This window comes from Acidovorax sp. 69 (assembly GCF_002797445.1).
Taxonomy (GTDB): Bacteria; Pseudomonadota; Gammaproteobacteria; order Burkholderiales; family Burkholderiaceae_C; genus Acidovorax.
Window position 1 is genome coordinate 3,086,010 of record NZ_PGEP01000001.1, and the last position, 22,507, is coordinate 3,108,516.

Here is a 22,507-nt window from a genome sequence, read left to right on the forward strand (position 1 = left end):
CCGGACTGCACGCATTGGCAGCCGGACCAAGATCCCCGGCGAGCCGGACCTGCAAACAGCAGCCCATCCGGCACCAGCCCATCTCCCCCAAGATTCATACCTACTCCGCCAAGGAGTCAATCCATGCACTTAAACGAACTCAAGGCACTGCATGTGTCTGAAGTCCTGAAGCAGGCCGAAGAACTCGAAATCGAAAACACGGGCCGCATGCGCAAGCAGGAGTTGATGTTTGCGATCATCAAGAAGCGGGCCAAGACCGGGGAACAAATCATTGCCGACGGCGTGCTGGAAATCCTGCCCGACGGATTTGGTTTCCTGCGCAGCCCTGACACGAGCTTCACGGCCAGCACAGACGATATCTACATCAGCCCCAGCCAGGTGCGCCGCTTCAACCTGCACACCGGCGACATGATCGAAGGTGAAGTGCGTACACCCAAAGACGGTGAACGCTACTTCGCGCTGAACAAGCTCGACTCCGTCAATGGCGGCCCACCCGAGCAGAACAAGCACAAGGTCATGTTTGAAAACCTGACGCCGTTGTTCCCCAAGGAACAGATGCGCCTGGAGCGCGACGTCAAGAGCGAAGAGAACATCACCGGCCGCATCATCGACATCATCGCGCCCATCGGCCGTGGTCAGCGCGCGCTGATCGTCGCCCCGCCCAAGAGCGGCAAGACGGTGATGATGCAGCACATCGCCCATGCCATCACGGCCAACAACCCCGATGTGCACCTGATGGTGCTGCTGGTGGACGAGCGCCCTGAAGAAGTGACCGAAATGCAGCGCACGGTCAAGGGCGAGATCATCGCCTCGACCTTCGACGAACCCGCCGCGCGCCACGTGCACGTGGCCGAGATGGTGATCGAACGCGCCAAGCGCCTGGTCGAATTGAAGAAGGACGTGGTGATCCTGCTGGACTCCATCACCCGCCTGGCCCGCGCCTATAACAACGTTGTGCCGTCGAGCGGCAAGGTGCTGTCGGGTGGTGTGGACGCCGCTGCACTGCAGCGCCCCAAGCGCTTCTTCGGCGCCGCTCGCAAGGTCGAGGAAGGTGGCTCGCTCACCATCATCGCCACCGCACTGGTCGACACCGGCAGCCGCATGGACGAAGTGATCTTTGAAGAATTCAAGGGCACTGGCAACTGCGAAATCCACCTGAACCGCCGCCTGTATGAAAAGCGCGTATTCCCCGCCATCGAGCTCAACAAGAGCGGCACCCGACGCGAAGAGCTGCTGCTGGCGCCCGAGATCCTGCAAAAGACGCGCATCCTGCGCCAGTTCATGTACAACATGGACGAGATCGAGTCCATGGAGCTGATGATCAAGAACATGAAGGCCACCAAGACCAACGTGGACTTCTTTGACATGATGCGTAGGGGCGGCTAGCGCCCCCGCACCTCTGGTGGGCCGGCAACGGCCACCTCATCCCGCACGCCCTTGGGGCCTGCGGGATTTTTTTTGTCCGGGCGATGCCATTCGCTGGTGCACAGCCCCCAAAAAAAGCACCTTGTGGATGCACAGACGCGGGAAAACCCCCGGATTACCCCACTTTTGAGCTGGCCCGGAAACTGCTATCTTGCAATCTGTCGACAGACGACTGTCGAAGATCAAAGAAAAGAAACACCGCTTGGTGTAGAGGCACCCGGCCTCAACAAATATCCAAGGAGCCGCGCATGAGACCAAACCAACTCGCCACCGCCGAAGCGTTCCAGGCAGACGCCACCGAACAGCAGGTGCGTGAAGACCTAGCGGCTGCCTACCGCCTGATCGCGCACTTCGGGCTGGACGACAGCATTTACACCCACATCTCGGCGCGCGTGCCGGGCCGGCACGACCAGTTCCTGATCAACCCGTTCGGACTGCTGTTCAAGGACATCACGGCCAGCTCGCTGGTCAAGATCGACACCGAAGGCCGCATTCTGGAACCGTCACCCTATGACGTGAACCCGGCTGGCTTCACCATCCACAGTGCCGTGCATGCGGCGCGCCACGATGCGGCCTGCGTGGTGCACACCCACACGGTGGCAGGCGTCGCCGTGTCATCGCTGGCCTGCGGGCTGCAACCTTGCAACCAGTGGGCGCTGCAGTTCCATGGGCGCGTGGTCTACCACGCCTTCGAGGGCATCGCGCTGGACCTGGACGAACGCGAGCGGCTAGTGGTCGACCTTGGCCCCACGTCGCGCGCCATGATCCTGCGCAACCACGGCCTTCTCACCCTGGGGCGCAGCGTGGCAGAGGCACTCATCCTCATGCTCAACCTCGATCGTGCCTGCAAAGTGCAGTTGGCCATCCTGGCCAGCGGCCAGCCGATCCACCCGGTGCCCGAAGAAGTCCGCGAGCGCACTGCGCAGCAATACGAAAGCGGTGATACCAACCGCGTACCCGGCCAACCGGACCCCCACTGGCGTGAATGGCAAGGCTTGCTGCGACACCTGGAACGCCCGGTGCCCAGCAGCTTCCGAGACTGACGCCCCAACCCCTCCCCTTTTTTTGACAACCCTCCTCACAAGGAAACATGCCATGAAGCGTCGCGAACTGATTCAATTGGGGGCCTCAGGGCTCGGTCTGAGCATTGCGGGCGTTCCACTGAGTGCTCTCGCTCAGACCCGTAAAGGCGTGATCAACGTCCTGGTCCAGCCCGAGCCACCAGGACTGATGCTCGGCATGGTGCAAAACGGTCCCACGCAGCTCATCGCAGGCAACATCTATGAAGGGCTGTTGCGCTACGACGAGAAGCTCAACCCGCAACCACTGCTGGCCACCAGTTGGACTGTGAGCCCTGACGGCATGGTCTACACCTTCAAGCTCAAGCCCAACGTGAAGTGGCATGACGGCAAGCCCTTCACCTCGGCCGACGTGGTGTTCTCGGTCGACGGCTTCCTGCGCAAAACCCACGCGCGGCTGCGCGGCAACCTGGAATCGCTGGACACGGTGCGTGCCCTTGATCCGCTCACCGTGGAGTTCAAGCTCAAATCACCCTTCGGCCCCTTCCTCGGCTTGTTCGAAACCGGCACCATGCCCATGGTTCCCAAGCATGTGTACGAGGGCACAGACTTCGCCACCAACCCGGCCAATGCCGCCCCCATGGGCACAGGCCCATTCAAGTTCAAGGAATGGATCAAAGGCTCGTACATCCAGCTGGTGGCCAATGAGGCCTACCACATGCCCAACCTGCCCGAAGTTGAGAGCCTGTATTTCCATGTGATTCCCGATGCCGCCTCGCGCGCAGCGGCCTTTGAATCCGGCAAGGTCGATATCGTCCCTGGCGGTGCCGTAGAGTTCTTCGACGTGGCACGCCTGTCCAAGCTGCCCGGTGTGCAGGTCACCACCAAGGGCTGGGAGTTCTTTTCGCCGCACTCCTGGCTGTGGCTGAACAACCGCAAGGCGCCCATGAGCAACGTCAAATTCCGCCAGGCGGTGATGCACGCCATCGACCGCGAGGCCATGGCAAAAATTGCCTGGCAGGGCTTTGCAAAGCCAGCCACGGGCCCATTCAACAGCCACATCAAGTACTACAGTGCCGACGTAGCCAAGTACCCACGCGACCTGGACAAGGCGAAGAAGCTGGTGGCCGAATCGGGCTACAAGGGCGAAACCCTGCGCTTGCTACCCCTGCCGTATGGCGAATCCTGGCAGCGTCAGGCCGAAATCGTGCGCCAGAACCTGACCCAGGCTGGCATCAAGGTCGAACTCACCGGCACCGACGTGGCGGGCTGGAACCAGCGCCTGAATGAGTGGGATTACGACATCGCTTTCACCTACGTCTACCAGTATGGCGATCCGGCACTGGGCGTGGCACGCAACTACACCAGCACCAATATTGCCAAGGGCTCGCCCTTCAACAATGTAGAGGGCTACAGCAACAGCCGGGTGGATGCGCTCTTTGCCGCGGGCGCCCGGGCCACCGACCCCGAGTCGCGCGCCAAAGCGTACCTGGAGGTGCAAAAGCTGTTGCTCGAAGAAGTGCCTGTGGCCTGGCTGCACGAGATCAACTTCCCCACGCTTTACCGCAGCAAGGTAAAGAACCCTATCAGTTCGGGCATTGGCCTGAACGACAGCCTGGGCCGCGCCTCGATCGGCTGAACGCCACGGTGTCCATCTGCCGGGGTCGCGCCTGTTTGCGCCCCGGCAGCCCTTCAATGCTCTCGCCCCACGCCGATGAAACGTCTTCAATACATGCTCACCCGCGTCGCCCAGGGCCTGCTGGCCCTGATGTTGATCGCCACCGTGAACTTCTTGCTCATCCGAGCCGCCCCTGGCGACCCGGTGTCCGTGATGGCTGGCGAGGCGGGCGCATCGGACGCCCAATACGTGGCTCAGTTGCGGCGCGAGTTCGGGTTGGACAAACCTCTGTCTACCCAGCTGGGCACCTACCTGGGCCGGGTGGCTACGCTGGATCTTGGCTACTCGTACCGGCAACAGCAGCCCGTGCTCAAGCTCATTGCAGAGCGGCTGCCTGCCACCCTGTTGCTCACGGGCAGCGCCTTTGCCCTGTCGCTGCTGTTTGGCGTGGTGCTGGGGGCAATGGCCAGCAAGCGGGTGGGCAGTTGGCTGGACAGTGCGATCACCGTGGTGGCACTGGTGTTCTATGCCATGCCGCTGTACTGGCTGGCAATGATGGCGGTGCTGGTGTTCACCGTTCAGCTCGACTGGCTGCCAGGCTTTGGCTTCTTCACCGTGGGCAGTGACGCCACGGGCCTGGCACGCGCCTGGGACATCGCTCAGCACCTGGTCATGCCCTCACTCACGCTCGCGCTTTTTTATATGGCGGTGTATGCGCGCATGACGCGCGCCTCCATGCTCGAAGTAGCACAGATGGAATTCGTGAAGACTGCGCGCGCCAAAGGTGTGCGCCCAGGCCGCATTCAGCGCTCACACATCCTGCGCAACGCGCTGCTGCCAGTGGTCACGTTGGCCGGCATCCAGGCCGGTGGAATGATCGGCGGCGCTGTACTGACCGAAACCGTTTTCGCCTGGCCCGGCATTGGCCGCCTGATGTTCGATGCCCTGCTGCAGCGCGACTACAACCTGCTGCTCGGCTGCTTCCTCGTGACAGCCGCCGTAGCGGTGCTGTTCAACCTGCTCACCGACCTGGTCTACACCCTGGTTGATCCCCGCATCGAACTCGGCTGACAAGGACACACACCATGAGCCTCCCCTCCAAGAATTCATTCTGGCGCCGCTACCGGCGCAACCGCGGCGCCGTATTCGGTCTGGTCGTGCTGCTGCTTGTGGCACTGCTAGTGGCCTTTGGCCCCCTTCTGGCATCGCACGACCCCTGGGACATGGTAGAGCAGCCGTTCCTGCAACCCGGGCAGACCGCCGGTTTCGCACTGGGCACCGATACCATGGGCCGCGACATCCTCTCGGGCATCGTCATGGGCGCACGCATCTCGCTGCTGATCGGCGTGGTCTCCACCGTGGTCTCGCTGCTCATCGGGGTGACCATCGGTGCTTTGGCGGGCTACTTCGGACGCTGGGTCGATGCCACGCTGATGCGCTTCACCGAGCTGTTTCAGGCCATCCCCAGCTTTGCGCTGGCCATCGTACTGGTGGCGATCTTCGAGCCATCGGTGAAGTCCATCGTGGTGGCCATCTCACTGGTTTCCTGGCCGCCCGTGGCGCGGCTGGTGCGCGGCGAATTCCTCACCCTGCGCCAACGCGACTTCGTGGCAGCAGCGCAATTGGCAGGCCAGAGCACGCCCCGCATCATCCTCACGCAGATCCTGCCCAACGCAGCCTCGCCCATCGTGGTGATGGCCTCGCTGATGGTGGCGACAGCCATCCTGCTCGAATCGAGCCTGAGCTTCCTGGGACTGGGTGACCCCAACCAGATGAGCTGGGGCTACATGGTGGGCGCCGCGCGCACTGTGCTGCGCCAAGCCTGGTGGATGGCCGTATTTCCCGGTGTGGCTATTTTGCTTACGGTACTGGCCCTGAATCTGGTGGGCGAAGGGCTGAACGATGGCCTGAACGCCCGTCTGGACGGGAGAACCTGATGAACGCCGTACTCAAACCTTTCGACGACACAGAATCCATGTCCCAGGTACTTGCCCAGACCGCAGAACCCGTACTCGACGTGCGCGGCCTCGATATCCGACTGCCCGCAGGGGGCGACCGCCTTCTGGCGGTGCAGGGTGCCAGCTTCACTCTGCTACCCGGCCAAACGCTGTGCGTAGTGGGGGAGTCCGGCTCAGGCAAGTCCATGATCGCCAACGCCATCATGGGCCTGCTGCCACGCCCCCTGGTCGAACCCGTGGCAGGGCAGATTCTTTTTGACGGAACCGACCTGCTACAGCTGAACGAATCCCAATTGCGCCGCCTGCGTGGCCAGCGCATGGGCATGGTGTTTCAGGAGCCCATGACGGCCCTGAACCCCGTGATGCGCATTGGCGAGCAATTGGAAGAAGTGTTCGACGCCCACATGCGACTGGGCGCGGCCGAAAAACGCCAGCGCATCCTGGCAGCGCTGGCCGACGTGGGCCTGCCCGAGCCTGAGCGCCTGATCGACAGCTACCCGTTTCGCCTCTCGGGTGGTCAGCGCCAACGGGTGATGATCGCCTGCGCCATGCTGCTGGAGCCAAGCCTGCTGATCGCCGACGAACCCACCACAGCACTGGATGTGACCACGCAGGCCCAGATTCTCAAGCTCATGCGCGACCTGCAGCGGCGCCGTGGCATGGCCATGCTGTTCATCACACACGACTTTGGCGTGGTCTCTGAAATCGCCGACCACGTGGTTGTGATGCAAACAGGGCAGGTGGTGGAAGCAGGCCCCGCACAAGAGGTGCTGCGCCGCCCACAGCACCCCTACACCCGCAAACTGATCGCAGCCATTCCAAATGGAGCACCCCGTGTGGCGCAGGCCGAGCCCGACCCCGTGCATGTGCTGCAGGTGCAGGACCTGTGCAAGACCTATGTGAGCGGCGGCAGCCTGTTCAAGCGCGGACGCGAAGTGGTAGCGGCGGACCATGTGAGCTTTGAGCTGCGCCGGGGCCAGACGCTGGGTCTGGTGGGCGAGTCGGGCTCGGGAAAATCCACCGTGGGCCGTTGCATCGTGGGCCTGGCGCCGTTCGAATCAGGCCGCATCCTGTTCCGGGGGCGTAACCTCATGTCAGGTGCTGCGCTGCGCCAGCAGGCCAAGGGCAAGATCCAGATGGTCTTTCAAGACCCATACGCCTCACTCAACCCGCGCCACCGTATTGGTCCCACCCTCGCTGCAGGCCCCATTGCCCAGGGCGTTCCCAAGGCGCAAGCCATGGCGCGCGCACTGGAACTGCTGCAACTGGTGGGCCTGGGGCCCGAGGCCGCTGACCGCTTTCCGCACGAGTTCTCGGGCGGACAACGCCAGCGCATCGGCATTGCCCGCGCACTGGCCATGGAACCGGAGTTGCTGGTGGCCGACGAGCCGGTGTCGGCCCTTGATGTATCGGTGCAGGCCCAGGTGCTCAAGCTCTTTGCCGAGGTGCGCGAGCGCTTTCAGCTGGCCATGGTCTTCATCACCCACGACCTGCGCGTGGCGGGTGAGATGTGCGACCACATCGCCGTCATGCAGCGGGGTCAGGTGGTGGAGTACGGCCCCACAGCCGAGGTGTTGGCACGCCCGCAGCACCCCTACACCCGCACCCTGATCGACGCCATCCCCCGGCTGGCAGCCCAGCCAGAAGACGCCCCATGAGCCGAAACCCCGACCGCCTGACCCTGGCTTTCCTGAGCAGCCAGATCCCGATGGACTATCTGCTGCCTGCGTTTCGTGCGCAGTTTCCTACCGCCGAGCTGCGCCTGGGAGAGCAGCTTGGGGCATTGGACGAGATCGACGCCGTGGTGTGCTGGTACCCGCCAGAGGGGTTGCTGGCACGCCTGCCCCACCTGCAGCTGGTGCAGTCGGTGGGCGCAGGCATTGACCACATCAGCGCAGACACCACCCTGCCACCCGTGCCTGTGTGCCGCATCGTCGACACTGACATGGCCCACGGCATGACGGCCTTCGTATGCTGGGCCGTCATCCACCGCCAGCGCCACATGGACCGCTACCTGGCGAGCGCAGCCGTACGGCGATGGGAAGAGCAACCCATACAGCCGCCCGGCCAGCACCGCGTAGGCATCGCCGGACTGGGCACACTGGGTCTGGCCTGCGCGCATGCACTTCTGACCATGGGCTATGCCGTGCGCGGATGGAGCCGCTCGCACAAGGCAGACCTGCCCGAGGGCCTGGAGGCCTTCCATGGCGACGCTGGCCGTGCCAATTTTCTGGCCGGGTGCGACACCCTCATCTGCCTGTTACCACTGACCGAGGCCACGCGCGGCTTCCTGGATCTGGCACTGATGCGGCAGTTGCCACTCGGAGCCCACCTCATCAACGTGGGCCGGGGTGCACACTTGGTAGAGGCAGACCTGCTGCAAGCCCTGAAGGAGGGCCAGTTGGGCGCAGCCACGCTGGATGCCTTCGCGCACGAGCCCCTGCCAGCGGGCCACCTCTTCTGGAGCGACCCACGCATCCTCATCACGCCACACATCGCCACGCGCACCAACCCGGCAACGATTGCACAGCAGACGGCCCACAACCTGGCCCGTATCCGTGCCGGGCATGCCACCGAGGTCGCTGTCGACCTGGCGCGTGGCTACTGACGTTTCACACCCAAGACATAGCCCAAGGACCTCCGCCCATGAACGCCCCTACGCCCCACACCCTTCTGGCCCAGCAAGACATTTCAGCCCACCTTCACCCGTTCACCAACCTGGCCGTGCATGCCGACGTAGGCCCGCTGGTCATCACGCGCGGTGACGGCATCCAGGTCATCGACGAACACGGCCGACGCTATATCGAAGGCATGTCGGGCCTGTGGTGCAGTTCGCTGGGCTTCAGCCACCCACGCCTGGTGGCTGCAGGCATCAAAGCGCTGCAGACGCTGCCTTACTACCACACCTTCAACCACCGCTCGAACCCGGCCGTAGCTCAGCTGGCAGAAAAACTGCTGGCGCTGGCCCCCGTGCCCATGGGCCGCGTGTTCTTTGCCAACTCTGGCTCAGAAGCCAATGACTCGGCCGTGAAAATGGTCTGGTACTACCACAACGCCATTGGCAAACCGGGCAAAAAGAAGATCCTGGCGCGCCAAAAGGCCTATCACGGCGTGACGGTGGCAGCCGCCAGCCTGAGCGGGCTGCCCACCAACCACCGCGACTTCGACCTGCCCATAGACCGCATCTCACATGTCGATTGCCCACACCACTACCGCTATGGTCTGCCCGGCGAAAGCGAGGAGGCCTTTGCCACCCGTCTGGCCGTTGCGCTGGAGCAACGCATCCTGGCCGAAGGCCCCGACACCGTGGCCGCCTTCTTCGCGGAACCCGTGATGGGTGCTGGTGGCGTGATCGTGCCGCCCGCCACCTACTTCGAAAAGATCCAGGCCGTACTGCGCAAGTACCAGGTGCTGCTGGTGGCCGACGAAGTGATCTGTGGCTTTGGCCGTACCGGCGCCATGTTCGGCTCCACCACCTTCGGCATGCAGCCCGACATCCTGACCTGTGCCAAGGCGCTGTCGTCGGGCTACGTGCCTATCTCGGCGGTGATGGTGTCCCCGACGGTCCATGCAGCCATCGCCGCCAACAGCGGCAAGATCGGCACCTTCGGCCATGGCTACACCTACTCAGGCCATCCGGTAGCCTGTGCGATTGCGTTAGAAACCCTGCGGGTCTATGAGGATGACCACATCCTAGAACATGTGCAAGCCCTGGCTCCCGGCTTCCAGGCAAGGCTGCGCGCCTTTGGCGAGCGCGCCAGCGTGGGCGAAGCCCGTGGTGTGGGCCTGATTGGAGCCCTGGAGCTGGTCGCAAACAAGGCCAACCGCACACCCTTTGCTCCCGACATCAAGGCTGGCCCCCGCCTGGCCCAGCTGGCGCAGGAGGAAGGCCTCATCGTGCGCGCCATGGGCGACACGGTGGCGCTGTGCCCTCCGCTGATCATCACCGACACAGAGCTCGGCGAACTATTCGCCCGCCTGGAGCGCGCCTTCGACCGCTTCGAAGCCACGCTGGGTTGAACTAAACATGCAGGCCTTCTTCTGCCCTGACCAATTGCAGCACACACCGCAGCAGTTCATGCGTCTGGGCCGGCTCATGCCGGCCACCGACCTGCCCAGCCGCGCCGAAAGCCTGCAGGCCACCTTGCACGCAGCCGGGGTACCCGTGCACAGCCCACCTGAAATCGCCCGCACAGCCCTGGAGGCGGTGCACGCGCCACACTACCTGGACTACCTGGAGACCGCCTACGAGCGCTGGCAAAACCTGCGCCGCCCGGGTGTGGAGCCCGGCATCGAGGTATTGCCTAACCTCGCCCCCTACGCCGGCGTGTCCCTGGGTCTGGAGCGCCCGCCCTGCCCTTCGCCCGCGCTCCCCGCACAGACGGGCTATTACCTGGGCGACCTCTCGTGCCCGCTGGGGCCGCACAGCTGGCGCTCCATCCTGCGCTCGGCGCACAGTGCCGTGGCCGCGGCCGACGCCGTCATTGGCGGAGCCCGTGCTGCGTATGCGCTGTGCCGTCCCTCGGGCCACCATGCACACCGCGACCGCGCCAGCGGTTTTTGCTTCGTGAACAACAACGCCTGCGCAGCAGCGCGGCTGCAACAGGCTTTCGGCCGCATTGCGGTGCTTGATGTAGATGCCCACCACGGCGACGGCACGCAAAACATCTTCTATAGCAACCCCAATGTACTGACGGTGTCCACCCACGCCGACCCCGCGCAATACTTTCCGTTCTACACAGGCTATGCGCACGAGCGTGGTGCTGGCGCAGGCCTGGGCTGTAACCTGAACCTGCCATTGGTCCACGGCAGCGGCAACGCCGAATTCCTTCAGGCCCTGGCGGCTGCTCACCGAGCGATCACAGACTTCCGCACCGAGGCATTGGTGCTGGCCCTGGGTTTCGACACCTACAAGGACGACCCCATCAGCGTGCTGCGCCTGGATTTCGACGCCTACCGCGCCACAGGCCAGCTATTGCGCACGCTGGGGCTGCCCGTGGTGGTGGTGCAGGAAGGCGGCTACCTGGTCGAAGCCATCGGACCAGGCCTTGCGGCCTTCCTGGAAGGCCTGCATGGCTGACACCACCGCCGCCAGTCGCCAGCTACAGCGCCAGGGCATGCTGATGTTCCTGGGCGCCCTGCTGGCCTTTGCCATCTACGACGCCTTTGCCAAACACATGCTGGCCCAATACCCAGCCACGCTGATGAACCTCACGCGCTACGCGGCCGTGTGCAGCCTCGCGCTGATTGGGCTCATGCGCCACGGCGACTGGAGCGTGTGGAAGGTGTGGCGCCAACCGCACCGCAAGCTGCTGCTGATGCGCAGCCTGATGCTGGCCATCGTAGCCACCAGCTTCATGACTGCGCTGGCCAGCATGCCGTTGGCCGAAGCCACCGCCATCTACTTCACCGCGCCGTTGATCATGGTGGCCCTGTCACCGTGGCTTCTGGGCGAAACAGTAGGCCGAGTGCAGTGGGTGGCTGTGCTGCTGGGCTTTGCCGGCATGCTGCTCATCGTGCGCCCCGGCGGCAGCCTGCCACTGGCGGGCACACTGCTGATGGCGCTATCGGCCGTGTGCTACGCACTGTTCCAGGTGCTCACTCGGCGCCTTTCGGGCCTGGTGCCGGGGCCCGTGCAATATGCCTACATGGCCGCCGTATGCCTGGTGGTCACCAACCTGCCGGCACTGGTCGTGCCGGTGGAGCACTGGCCCGGCTGGGACGAAATCGCGGTGCTCCTGGCAGGTGGCTTGGTCAGTGGCGCCGCCCAGCTGCTGCTGCTGGCGGCCTTCCAGCGCGTCTCAGCCTCAGTGCTGGCCCCCATGAACTACCTGCAGTTGCTGCTGGCCGTTCTGATCAGCACCTTCTGGTTCCAGCGCCCACCGGATGGGCTGGCGCTGGCGGGCATGGGCGTGATCGGTGCTGCGGGGCTCTACCTGGCTTGGCCCAGGCGCTTAAAGTAGCGGCCCGCCGCGCCCTTTCATGCGCCAAAGACACCCAGAGACACCATGACCCAAGCCACACCCCTTACCCCACAGCCCGCGGCTGCACCCGGCTTCGCATCCATCGAACGGCCCGATCTGGTGGCCATGGTGGAGAGCCAGTTGCAACAGGCCATCGTCGAAGGCCGACTCGCCCCAGGTGCCCGCATCGTCGAAGCGGAGCTTGCGCGGCAGATGGGAATCAGCCGCGCACCCGTGCGTGAGGCCGCGCGCCGGCTGGAAAGTCAGGGGCTGCTGATCTCACGACCTCGCCATGGTTTTGCCGTGCGCGCGCTCTCTCTCAAGCAGATCAACGACCTGTTTGAAGTGCGCATTGGCCTGGAGATGATGGCGACACGCCTGGCCTGCCAGGCAGCCAGCGACGAACAACTGGCCCAACTGCAAGCCCGCGTGGAAAACATGGTGACACAGGCGTCGAGGCTTGGTCAGGCTGAACGCGTAGCACTGGACCTGGGCATTCATCTCACCATCAGCGAGCTGTCGGGCAATGACTACCTGCACCGACTGTTCAGCAACATGCAAACCGAAATTCGCATGATCCTGGCCTTTACCGAAGGCAGCTACCGCGACCCGCTCCTGATCGCCGAATCGCACCAGCCTGTGATGGAAGCCATCCTGCGCCGCGATGCCGATGCGGCCCAGGCGGCGTTGCACCACCACCTGATCGAAGGCCAGGAGCATGTGCAAGCCCTGTTCCTTTCTGCACAGAACCCCACCACCTCGCCACCCCAACCGGCTCCACCATGAAGATCGTCTACTCCGACCAGCACCAGCAGCACGACCCGCAACAGTTCATGGTGCGTGGGCGCCTCCAACGCAGCAACGAACAGCCCGAGCGCGCGGCCCTGCTGCTGGCCGCAGCCCAATCTGCGGGCCACGCGGTAGTCTGCCCCGAAGACCACGGCCCTGGCCCACGTGCCGCGATCCATACGCCGCAATACCTCCACTTCTTGGAAACCGCTTGGGAGCGCTGGCAACAACTGCCCGATGCCTCCGACGAGGTGATGCCCAACGTCTACCCCTTCCCCGGCCAACCTGCCACCTACCCTGACCACCTGGTGGGGCAGGCCGGCTACCACATGGGAGACAACGCCTGCAGCATCGGACGCCACACCTGGCATGCCGCCGTGCATTCGGCGCATGTGGCCACCCATGCCGCCGAGTTGGTGCTGGCTGGCGAGCGGGCCGTGTATGCGCTGTGCCGCCCACCCGGCCACCATGCCTACCCAGACCGTGCCAACGGCTTTTGCTACCTCAACAACGCGGCCATCGCTGCCCAACACCTGCGCCAGCGCCATGCGCGCGTCGCCGTGCTCGACATTGACGTGCACCACGGCAATGGCACACAGGGCGTGTTCTGGCGCCGCCCCGATGTGCTGACCATCTCGCTACACGCCGATCCACACTTCTGCACCCCCTTCTTCACCGGTCATGCGCATGAGCGTGGAGAAGCCGAAGGACTGGGCTACAACGTCAACATCCCTCTGGCCAAAGGCACAGACACCGACAGCTACCTGCAGGCCCTGGCCAAGGCGCTGACCACGCTGCGCGCCTTTGCGCCCGGCGCACTGGTGGTAGCCCTGGGGCTTGACGCACACGAACGCGACCCCTACAAAGCCCTGGCAGTCAGCACCGAAGGCTTTGCCCGCATCACCACCGAGATCGCCCGAATGGGACTGCCTACGGTGCTGGTACAAGAAGGCGGCTACCTCAGCGATGACCTGGGCCCCAACCTGGCCAGCGCGCTGCGCGGCTTTGAAGTGGGCTGCTGAAATGAGCGCGTTGCCCACCTTCAACGACCCAGATGCCCTTGCGCGCGACCTGCCCGGCGCAGCCCTGCTCGGCGCCGACCCGGCCCCCGTGCAGCTGGAAGATGCCGCCGCGCTGCTGGCTGAACACTATGGCTTGCACGGCGATCTGAGCCCACTCACAGGCGAGCGCGATGCCAACTTTCTGCTGAAAACAGCCAATGGCCAGCACTGCATGCTGAAGATCTCGCACCCACTGGAAACTCCATTGGTGGCCGACTTCCAGACCCAGGCCCTGCTGCACCTGGCACGCCACGCACCCGCCTTGCCCGTCCAGCGACTGGTGCCCACGCTGAGCGGCCAGCCTTCGCTGACCGTGCACCTACCGCACACTATCGCCCCGCGCGTGATGCGTGTTTTCAGCTACCTCGAAGGCCTGCCGATGCCACAGGCGCCGCGCTCGGAAGCTCAGCGCCTGAACGTGGCTCGCAGCCTGGCGGCCCTGGACAGCGCGATGGCCGGCCTGCAGCACCCCGCGGGTGACGAGGACTTGCCTTGGGACATTCAGCAGGCCCATCGGGCGCGCGGCCTGCTTCAGACGGTGGCCGACCCCGCACGTCGCGCGCTAGCCCTGTCCGCGCTGGCAGATTTCGAGAGCGAAACGCTGCCCCGCTTGCAGGCCCTGCCGCGCCAGCCCATCCACAACGACTTCAACCTCTATAACCTGCTGGTTGACCCCGCAGAGCCTGAGCGAATGGCTGGCATCCTGGACCTGGGCGACATGGTGCTGGCACCGCGGATCAACGACCTCGCGGTAGCGGCCTCCTACCAGCTCAGCGAAGCGGGCGATGCACTGCCCGCGCTGTGCAGCTTCGTCGCCGCATACCACTCAGTGGCGCCTTTGAGCAGTGCGGAACTGACCGTGCTACCGGCCCTGGTGCGCGCGCGCCTGGCCATGGTGGTGGCCATCAGCGGCTGGCGCGCTGCACGCCAGCCCCACAACGCCGACTACCTGCTGCGCAACAACGCCATCTCATGGGCCCGATTGAGCAGCGTGGCGGGCTGGACAGACACGGCCGTGGTGGCCGCTCTGCACCAAGCCTGCGGACTGTCACCCCAACGCGAGGAAACCCCGCCCGTGCTTCCCACGACCACCGACACGACCGCCTTGTTGGCGCGCCGCGCGCACCTGCTCGGCCCGGCCTACCGCCTGTTCTACGAAGAGCCTTTGCACCTGGTGCGCGGCGAAGGCGTGTGGCTCCATGACGCCCAAGGAAAGCGCTACCTGGACGCCTATAACAACGTGGCCAGCGTAGGCCATTCCCACCCGCATGTGGTCGAAGCCATTGCACGCCAAGCCAGCACACTCAATACCCACACGCGTTACCTGCACGCAGGCATCGTCGACTATGCCGAACGGCTGCTTGCCCATATGCCCACGGCGCTGGGACACGCCATGTTCACCTGCAGCGGCAGCGAGGCCAACGACCTGGCCCTGCGCATCGCGCGCGCCCATACAGGGGCCCAGGGACTGATCATTACGCGCTATGCCTATCACGGCGTCACGGCGGCATTGGCTGAGGCCTCGCCCTCGCTAGGTGCACTGATGCGCCTGGGCAATACCGTGCGCACCGTGCCGGCACCGCAAGCCGCAGGGCACGATACGGTCGAGGTGGGGCGCCACTTTGCGCAAGGGGTGCGCGCAGCCATCGCCGAGATGGCCGCTGCAGGTATACGCCCGGCTGCACTGCTCGTGGACACCGTGTTTTCCAGTGACGGTGTGTACACCCACCCCGCTGGCTTTCTGCAAGAGGCCGTACAGGCCGTGCGTGACGCAGGGGGACTATTCATCGCCGATGAGGTCCAGCCAGGCTTTGGCCGCACCGGCGAGGCGTTCTGGGGCTTTGAGCGCCACAGACTGGTACCCGACATCGTTACGTTAGGCAAGCCCATGGGCAACGGCCACCCAGTGGCCGGCATCGCGGTTCAACCTGAAGTGCTGGCCGCCTTTGCCGCCACCTGCCGGTACTTCAACACCTTTGGTGGCAACCCGGTGTCGATGGCAGCGGCGAGCGCGGTGCTCGACGTGATCGAGCGCGAAGGCCTGCAGGCCAACGCCCTGGCCGCAGGCTCTCACCTGCGCGAGCGGCTGAGCGCATTGCGCCAGCGTCACCCGCAGGTCGGTGAAGTCCGGGGGGCAGGCCTGTTCATAGGCGTTGCCCTGGTCCAGCCCGATGCGGCAGGCCCGCCGCCCGCCACACTTGCCACTCGCGTGGTGAATGCATTGCGCCAACACGGCGTATTGCTCAGCGCCACCGGCCCGGCGGCAGACACCCTCAAGATCCGCCCGCCACTGGTGTTCCAGCGTGAGCATGCCGACCTGCTCGTCGACACGCTCGACCGGGTACTGAGCAACCCAGCCTTGCACCACCCCGCGTGACTCCGCCGAAGAACTTTGCAAACACTCCAGGGAACTCGATGCCACAGACCGCCCCCAGCCCCGCCATCCTGCAGCAGGCGGTGGACGATCTCCATGACGACATGATCGACCTACTGGGCGACTTCGTTGCGACGGCCAGCCTTTCAGGGGCAGAGCAGGCAGCCGCCGATTTTCTGGAGAAGCGGTTACAGAGCATGGGCCTCGATTGCGAGCGCATAGTGCTCGACAGCCACCTGATCGCCAGCTCGCCTCTGTTTTCGTGCCCTTGCGACCCCGACGGCGGGCGCCACAACCTGCTTGCACGCCACCTGCCCCGGCAACGCCCCGATGGCACACGCGGACGCTCGGTGCTCTTTAACGGTCACCTGGATGTGGTGCCCACCGGCCCTGAGGCACTGTGGACCACGCCCCCCTTCCAAACCCGCGTGGAGGGTGATTGGCTGTACGGACGCGGCGCCGGCGACATGAAAGGCGGCATCGTCTGCGCCCTCATGGCCTTGCAGGCCCTTCGCCGCCTGGGGCTACAGCCCGCTGGCGTGGTGGGCATCAACGCCGTGCTCGACGAAGAAAACACAGGCAACGGCACCCTGGCCACCGTGCACGCCCTGCGCAACAGCATGGCCAAGGCGCGCTTGAGCGACTTTGATACCGTCATCATCCCCGAGCCCTTTGCAGAAACCATGATGGCGGCACAAGTGGGGGTGAGCTGGCTGTTCGTGACCATCACCGGGCGCCCCGCACATGTGGCCTACAAAGGCCAGGGGCTCAACCCCATCGAGGCCGGTATGGCCCTGGTCGACGACTTGAAGCAGCTGGAAGCCGAATGGAACCGGCCCGAAAACCGCCACCCGGCCTTCCAGAACGTAGAGCACCCGGTCAACTTCAACCTGGGCCGCATCGAGGGCGGCGAATGGAACTCATCCGTGCCCTGCACCTGTACCCTCGGTCTGCGCCTGGGGTACTACCCAGACGCGGACCCGGATACCGTGGTGGAGCAGGTCAGCCGACGGCTGCGCGCCAAAGCCCAAGCGCTCAACCCGGCACTGCAACTGGAGATCAGCACCCGGGGGCATCGCTCGCCAGGCTGCATCTATCCACTGGACAGCCCTGCCATGCAAACCCTGGCCATGGCCCACCGCAGCGTCCACGGGCGTGACCCCGAGCACCTGGCCTGCACCGCCACCACGGACGGACGCCATTTCAGCCTCCTGACCGACATTCCGGTCACGAACTACGGTCCCGTGGCGCGGAACATCCACGGCATTGATGAATCCGTGTCCCTCGCCAGCTTGCGCCGTGTCACCCGAACGTTTGCCCAGTTCATCATCGACTGGTGCGGGGTGGAGGATGCCGAGGAAAAATCCCCGCTATTGAACCGTGACCAGAAATAGCAGATAATTGAGGGCTTTTTCTGCGGAAAGTACGCTGAATGTTCCACGGCGCAAAGGTTGCACCGGGTTCAGCACGGCTCCCGCACTTGACAAGGATTGATCATGAAAGAAGGCATTCACCCCAACTACCGCGAAGTTCTGTTCTCGGACCTGTCCAACGGCTTCAAGTTTGTGACCCGTTCGTGCGCAAACACGAAGGAAATGGAAACCTTCGAAGGCAAGGAATACCCGCTGTTCAAGCTGGACACGTCCTCTGAATCGCACCCCTTCTACACCGGCACACAAAAGTCGGTGGACAACATGGGTGGTCGCGTGGAGCGCTTCCGCAACCGTTTCGGCAAGACCGCAGCGAAGTAATTCGCCCTTGCGTTCCCGCCAAAAAGGCAGCTCGGGCAACCGGGCTGCCTTTTTTATTTGTTTTTGCCCTTATTCTCGGTGGCTACTTCGCCTTGCTGCCCACTGACGCGTGACTCCCCCAACCCCCGCCATCGTTACCCAGAATGCCGTAACGCCCCTTCCGCGCTGGGCGTTGCTGCTACTGTGCATCGCCTATGTGGTACCCGGCTTTGTGGGTCGTGCGCCCTGGAAAAGCGCCGACATCACCGCCTTTGGCTACATGCTGGAGTTGGCGCAGGGGCGCACTCCATGGCTAAACCCTCTGCTCGGCGGCATGCCGCCCGAAACCGAAGGCTTGCTGCCCTATTGGATCGGAGCCTGGGCCATGCAGATAGCGCCGCCATGGCTGTCTGCCGAAATGGCTGCGCGCATTCCCTTCGCCGGGCTGCTCGCCATTGCGCTCATCGCCACCTGGTATGGAGTCTATTACCTGGCGCGCAGCCCTGGCGCCCAGCCCGTGGCCTTTGCGTTTGGCGGTGAAGCCCCGCCCCTTGACTACGCCCGCGCCATTGCCGATGGCGCACTGCTGGCATTGATCGCCTGCCTGGGGCTTGCCCAGCTGTCGCACGAGGTCACCAGCTATCTCGTGCAGTTCAGCTGTACGGCCTTGCTCTTTTTTGCGGTGGCAGCCATGCCACACCGCACGGTGGCACCGGCCATGGCACTGGTGGCAGGCATGGTCGGGCTGACACTGGCTGGCGCCCCTGCGCTGGCTGCAATGATGGGCCTGGGCAGCATGGTGCTGGTGGTCTATGCACCTGGAAGCAGCACCGACCGTAAATGGCCTTGGGCACTGGCTTTGACAGCCGTTACGCTGGTGGCAGCGTTGATAGCCTGGTCTCTGGATCTGTGGCGCTGGCGGATTGTGAGCACCGATGCTGGCGGCAAGGAGTGGCAAAGCCTTGCGCGCTTGCTGCTGTGGTTTGGCTGGCCCGCATGGCCGATGGCGTTGTGGACCCTGTGGCGCTGGCGCAAGCAGATCGTGAGCCGCCAGGGCCACCGGCATTTGCTGCTGCCGCTGTGGTTCTCTGCCGTGTCCATTGGCGCCACCATCACCACCCAGCCCGCAGACCGTGCCTTGCTGCTGGGCCTTCCCGCCCTGGCATCGCTGGCGGCATTTGCACTGCCTACACTGCGCCGCAGCGTCGGCGCATTGATCGACTGGTTCACTCTGCTCTTTTTCACCACGGCTGCCTTGGCCATCTGGGTGATCTGGATTGCCATGCTGACGGGTGTACCCGCCAAGCCGGCGGCAAACGTTGCCAAGCTCGCACCCGGTTTTGTGCCGCAGTTCTCAGCACTCACGCTAGTGGTGGCTCTTGCAGCGACCGTGGGCTGGTGCAGCCTGGTCTGGTGGCGCGCATCCCGCGACCGCGCACCCATCTGGAAAAGCCTGGTGTTGCCCGCTGGGGGCGCCGCATTGGGTTGGGTATTGCTCATGACGCTGTGGCTACCTCTGCTGGACTACGCGCGCAGCTATGGCCCACAGGTGCGCAGTGTTGTAGCGGCCCTCGGCCCTGAGCCCGGGTGCGTTCAAACCGTGGGGCTCAATCGCGCCCAGGTGGCCGCCCTTCAGTACCACGGCCAACTCTCGCTGGAACGCGCTGGCCTTCAGGATGAATGCCAGTGGCTGCTGGCGGACATTGCCTCGTGGCCCGCGTCCGAGCGGATGGTCAACGCCGCGCTCTGGGAGCCAAAGGCCACGATTCCTCGCCCCACCGACAAAAACGATCATCTGCTGTTATTCCGACGCATGGGCCTGGCGCGCTGATGTCGGAGCGGACCACCATCACCCGGCATGCCCTCACGGTACTGGCCGGGCAACTGGCCGTGATGGCGTTTGGTGTGACGGACACCATCGTCGCCGGCCGCTACGGCGAGTCGTCGCTTGCGGCGCTGTCCGTTGGTTCAGCCATTTTCATCAGCGTGTATGTGGCACTGATCGGCGTTCTGCAGGCACTGTTACCCGTGTGGGCCGAGCAGCGCGGTGCACGCGAGACTGAGGGCCTTGGCCGGTCACTGCGGCAGGCCCTGTACCTGTGTGGCGCAGCGTCTTTGGTCGGCATGGCGATCTTGTTGTCACCGGCTCCCATCCTGCGCTGGACGGAGGTTCCAGCCGCCCTGCGAGCCGATGTGGAAAACTACCTGGCGGTGCTGGCACTGGCGTTGCCCCCGGCGCTGTTGTTCCGGATCTACAGCACCCTGAACCAGGCCCTGGGCAAACCGCTGCTCGTCACGTGGCTGCAGGTGGGGTCGCTGTTCATCAAGCTGCCGCTGTCGGTGTGGTTCACGTTTGGCGGTGGCGGTCTGCCCGCGCAGGGCGTGGTGGGCTGCGCGTGGGCCACATTGGTCGTCAACTGCAGCATGCTGGCCGTCGCCCTCTGGCTGTTGCGCACCCAGGACCTCTACGAGCCCCTGGGCCTGTGGCGACGCATGGAGCCGCCACACTGGCCCACCATCGCAGGTTTTGCCCGGCTAGGCATTCCTGCGGGCTTGGCCGTGATGGTCGAAGTGACATCGTTCACGCTGATGGCGCTGTTCATCGCTCGGCAGGGCACCACCGCTTCCGCAACCCATCAGATTGCGGCCAACCTGGCCGCCGTGCTCTACATGGTGCCACTGTCACTGGCCATTGCAACCAGTGCTCGGGTCAGCTACTGGTTGGGCGCAGGCAACCCCAAACAGGCCCGCAAGGTAGTTTTTATAGGTTTTAGGCTTTCAGCGCTTATGGGTATTGCGCTGGCAGCTATTTTATTTATAGCAAAAGACCATCTTGGCAGCGTCTATTCAACCAACAGCAGTGTGGTGGCGATGACAGGGGGCGTGCTGGTGTGGGTGGCGATGTACCACGCAGCCGATGCGCTGCAGACCCTGTGCGTGTTCGTGCTGCGCTGCTACCGCATCACCCTGGCTCCGCTGGCGGTTTACTGCACGTTGTTGTGGGGCGCTGGCCTGGGCGGCGGCTACTGGCTGGCCTACACGGGCAACGGTCCTTGGGCCGGAGTTCCTTCGCCCACCCCATTCTGGGCCGCCAGTGCCGCCGCCCTGGTGGTCACCGCCGCGCTGTTTGTTGCAATGCTTTGGCAGGCCATCAACCCGGCAGAGAGTAGCCGCGCAGCCGGTTCGCAGGGAAGGTGACCGAAAACACGGAGCCCTTACCCAAGGTGCTGGATATGTCCAAGGTGGCGCCATGGCGCTGCAGCACATGCTTGACGATGGCCAACCCCAGGCCCGTGCCGCCGGTTTCGCGCGACCGGCTGCGGTCCACGCGGTAAAAACGTTCCGTCAGACGCGGAATGTGCTCGGGGGCGATACCCGGGCCCGTATCGCGCACCGAAAACACGGCGCGGCCATCCTCTTGGCGCGCCCACTCCACAGCAATCGCGCCGCCTGCAGGCGTGTAGCGCACGGCGTTGTTGACCAGATTGGACAGCGCGCTCTGCAGCTCCGCCGGCACGCCCGCAATCTCGCCCTCTGAGCGCAGTGCGTCTGCGGAGGGAAAACCAATGTCGTGCGAGCGCTGCTGGGACTGCGTGAGCAGCGTCGACAGGGCACGACTCTCTTCCTCGCAGCGCTGCATCAGCGATTGGACGGGCGTCCAGTCGGCCATGCCTGGCAGCGGGCTGCCCTCCAGGCGCGACAGCGTGAGCAGGTCCTGCACCACACTCTGCATGCGCAGCGCCTGCTGCGCCATCATGCCCAGATAACGGGAGCGTTCGTCGGCACTCAGGGGCAAGGTCTGCAGGGTCTCGACAAAGCCGGTCAGCACCGTGAGCGGCGTGCGAATCTCGTGCGAGACATTGGCCACAAAGTCACGCCGCATGGCGTCGGCCTGTTCCAGCGCCGTGACATCGCGCGAGAGCAGCAAGGTGCGCCCATCACCATACGGATGCAGGTGCACCGAGATCCGCACCGGCCGCGAGGGCGTGCTCAAGCGCCCCTCCAGCACCACGTCGCTGGAGAAATCCTTGGTGGCAAAGTACGCCGTGAATTCAGGGTTGCGCAGCAGGTTGCCGATGGACTGCATCACGTCGCGCTGGGCGTCAAAGCCGAACTGGTTTGCCGCCATCTGATTGCACCACTCAATACGGCCCTGGATATCCAGCAGCACCACCCCGTTGGGCGACGCCTGCAGTGCGGCCAGGATCTCTTGCAGCCGGTCCTGACTGTCGCGGACCAAGGCTTCCTGCTTGCGCAGCAATCGCCGCGCACGGTCTGCGGTCTCGCCCCAGATACCCCGCATGTCGGGCGTGTCGGCCAGCTCGCCCGTGCGCAGCCAGCGCAACACGCGCGCGCCACGCAACAGGTCCCAGACGAACCACACCCAAGCAGCCACAGCAGCGCCGAGTGCAGCGCCCCAGGAGCCGCTGTACCACCAACCTACACCACCACCCGCCAACTGCCACAGCAGGAAATACGAAATACGCCACAGCATGCGGATAGCGAAGCTTTCTCAGAAAACCGGGGGCGCGGCACACACGCCCGTTGATTGCAACATTCAACCCACGAC

Annotated in this window: 18 protein-coding genes and 1 pseudogene; 18 read left to right on the forward strand and 1 reads right to left on the reverse strand. The window is 64.4% G+C overall.

Features of this window, described 5'->3' with window-relative positions; all coding sequences use genetic code 11:
- The first annotated feature begins 123 nt into the window (after positions 1 to 123).
- The 18 genes and pseudogenes from rho to CLU85_RS14190 all read left to right on the forward strand — a co-directional run bounded on the left by rho (position 124) and on the right by CLU85_RS14190 (position 21,135).
- Positions 124 to 1,386 carry a transcription termination factor Rho gene (rho, locus tag CLU85_RS14110; RefSeq protein WP_010457918.1) on the forward strand — a complete coding sequence of 421 codons (1,263 nt, stop codon included), beginning with the start codon at positions 124 to 126 and terminating at the stop codon, positions 1,384 to 1,386.
- Between the two features lie 287 nt (positions 1,387 to 1,673).
- A complete protein-coding gene (locus CLU85_RS14115; protein WP_100410807.1) occupies positions 1,674 to 2,468 on the forward strand; it encodes a class II aldolase/adducin family protein in 795 nt (264 codons plus the stop codon).
- A gap of 52 nt (positions 2,469 to 2,520) precedes the next feature.
- The gene (locus tag CLU85_RS14120; RefSeq protein WP_100410808.1) at positions 2,521 to 4,083 is read left to right on the forward strand and encodes an ABC transporter substrate-binding protein; all 1,563 of its coding nucleotides are present in this window, start codon (positions 2,521 to 2,523) and stop codon (positions 4,081 to 4,083) included.
- 75 nt (positions 4,084 to 4,158) lie between these two features.
- Positions 4,159 to 5,133 (forward strand): ABC transporter permease, encoded by a 975-nt coding sequence (locus CLU85_RS14125; protein ID WP_100410809.1) that lies wholly within the window; start codon positions 4,159 to 4,161, stop codon positions 5,131 to 5,133.
- Between the two features lie 14 nt (positions 5,134 to 5,147).
- Complete coding sequence (locus tag CLU85_RS14130) at positions 5,148 to 5,999, forward strand: ABC transporter permease (protein ID WP_100410810.1); 852 nt, start codon at positions 5,148 to 5,150, stop codon at positions 5,997 to 5,999.
- Between the two features lie 38 nt (positions 6,000 to 6,037).
- Positions 6,038 to 7,678, forward strand: coding sequence for an ABC transporter ATP-binding protein (locus CLU85_RS14135; RefSeq protein WP_100412560.1), 1,641 nt, complete (start codon positions 6,038 to 6,040; stop codon positions 7,676 to 7,678).
- Positions 7,675 to 8,628: a glyoxylate/hydroxypyruvate reductase A gene (locus tag CLU85_RS14140; protein WP_100410811.1), complete on the forward strand. Its 954-nt coding sequence runs from the start codon at positions 7,675 to 7,677 to the stop codon at positions 8,626 to 8,628. The genes CLU85_RS14135 and CLU85_RS14140 overlap by 4 nt, the downstream gene beginning before the upstream one ends.
- 38 nt (positions 8,629 to 8,666) lie before the next feature.
- Positions 8,667 to 10,040: an aspartate aminotransferase family protein gene (locus CLU85_RS14145; RefSeq protein WP_100410812.1), complete on the forward strand. Its 1,374-nt coding sequence runs from the start codon at positions 8,667 to 8,669 to the stop codon at positions 10,038 to 10,040.
- Between the two features lie 7 nt (positions 10,041 to 10,047).
- Entirely contained in the window at positions 10,048 to 11,100 is a 1,053-nt protein-coding gene (locus tag CLU85_RS14150) for a histone deacetylase family protein (RefSeq protein WP_100410813.1), read from the forward strand.
- Entirely contained in the window at positions 11,093 to 11,983 is an 891-nt protein-coding gene (locus tag CLU85_RS14155; RefSeq protein WP_100410814.1) for a DMT family transporter, read from the forward strand. The genes CLU85_RS14150 and CLU85_RS14155 overlap by 8 nt, the downstream gene beginning before the upstream one ends.
- Before the next feature lie 45 nt (positions 11,984 to 12,028).
- A complete protein-coding gene (locus CLU85_RS14160; protein ID WP_100410815.1) occupies positions 12,029 to 12,769 on the forward strand; it encodes a GntR family transcriptional regulator in 741 nt (246 codons plus the stop codon).
- Entirely contained in the window at positions 12,766 to 13,794 is a 1,029-nt protein-coding gene (locus CLU85_RS14165; RefSeq protein WP_100410816.1) for a histone deacetylase family protein, read from the forward strand. The genes CLU85_RS14160 and CLU85_RS14165 overlap by 4 nt, the downstream gene beginning before the upstream one ends.
- 1 nt (position 13,795) lies before the next feature.
- Positions 13,796 to 14,566 (forward strand): annotated as a pseudogene (locus CLU85_RS23425) (phosphotransferase); the annotation flags it as partial.
- Between the two features lie 342 nt (positions 14,567 to 14,908).
- A complete protein-coding gene (locus CLU85_RS23140) occupies positions 14,909 to 16,210 on the forward strand; it encodes an aspartate aminotransferase family protein (RefSeq protein WP_232727948.1) in 1,302 nt (433 codons plus the stop codon).
- 38 nt (positions 16,211 to 16,248) lie between these two features.
- On the forward strand, positions 16,249 to 17,601 hold the full coding sequence (locus CLU85_RS14175) for an ArgE/DapE family deacylase (RefSeq protein WP_100410818.1): 1,353 nt from the start codon (positions 16,249 to 16,251) through the stop codon (positions 17,599 to 17,601).
- A gap of 102 nt (positions 17,602 to 17,703) precedes the next feature.
- Positions 17,704 to 17,958 carry a type B 50S ribosomal protein L31 gene (locus CLU85_RS14180; RefSeq protein WP_100410819.1) on the forward strand — a complete coding sequence of 85 codons (255 nt, stop codon included), beginning with the start codon at positions 17,704 to 17,706 and terminating at the stop codon, positions 17,956 to 17,958.
- 109 nt (positions 17,959 to 18,067) lie between these two features.
- Entirely contained in the window at positions 18,068 to 19,768 is a 1,701-nt protein-coding gene (locus CLU85_RS14185; protein ID WP_100410820.1) for a hypothetical protein, read from the forward strand.
- Entirely contained in the window at positions 19,768 to 21,135 is a 1,368-nt protein-coding gene (locus CLU85_RS14190; protein ID WP_100410821.1) for an MATE family efflux transporter, read from the forward strand. The genes CLU85_RS14185 and CLU85_RS14190 overlap by 1 nt, the downstream gene beginning before the upstream one ends.
- Here CLU85_RS14190 and phoR read toward each other — a convergent pair.
- Complete coding sequence (gene phoR / locus CLU85_RS14195) at positions 21,089 to 22,432, reverse strand: phosphate regulon sensor histidine kinase PhoR (protein ID WP_100410822.1); 1,344 nt, start codon at positions 22,430 to 22,432, stop codon at positions 21,089 to 21,091. The genes CLU85_RS14190 and phoR overlap by 47 nt on opposite strands.
- Positions 22,433 to 22,507 lie beyond the last annotated feature (75 nt).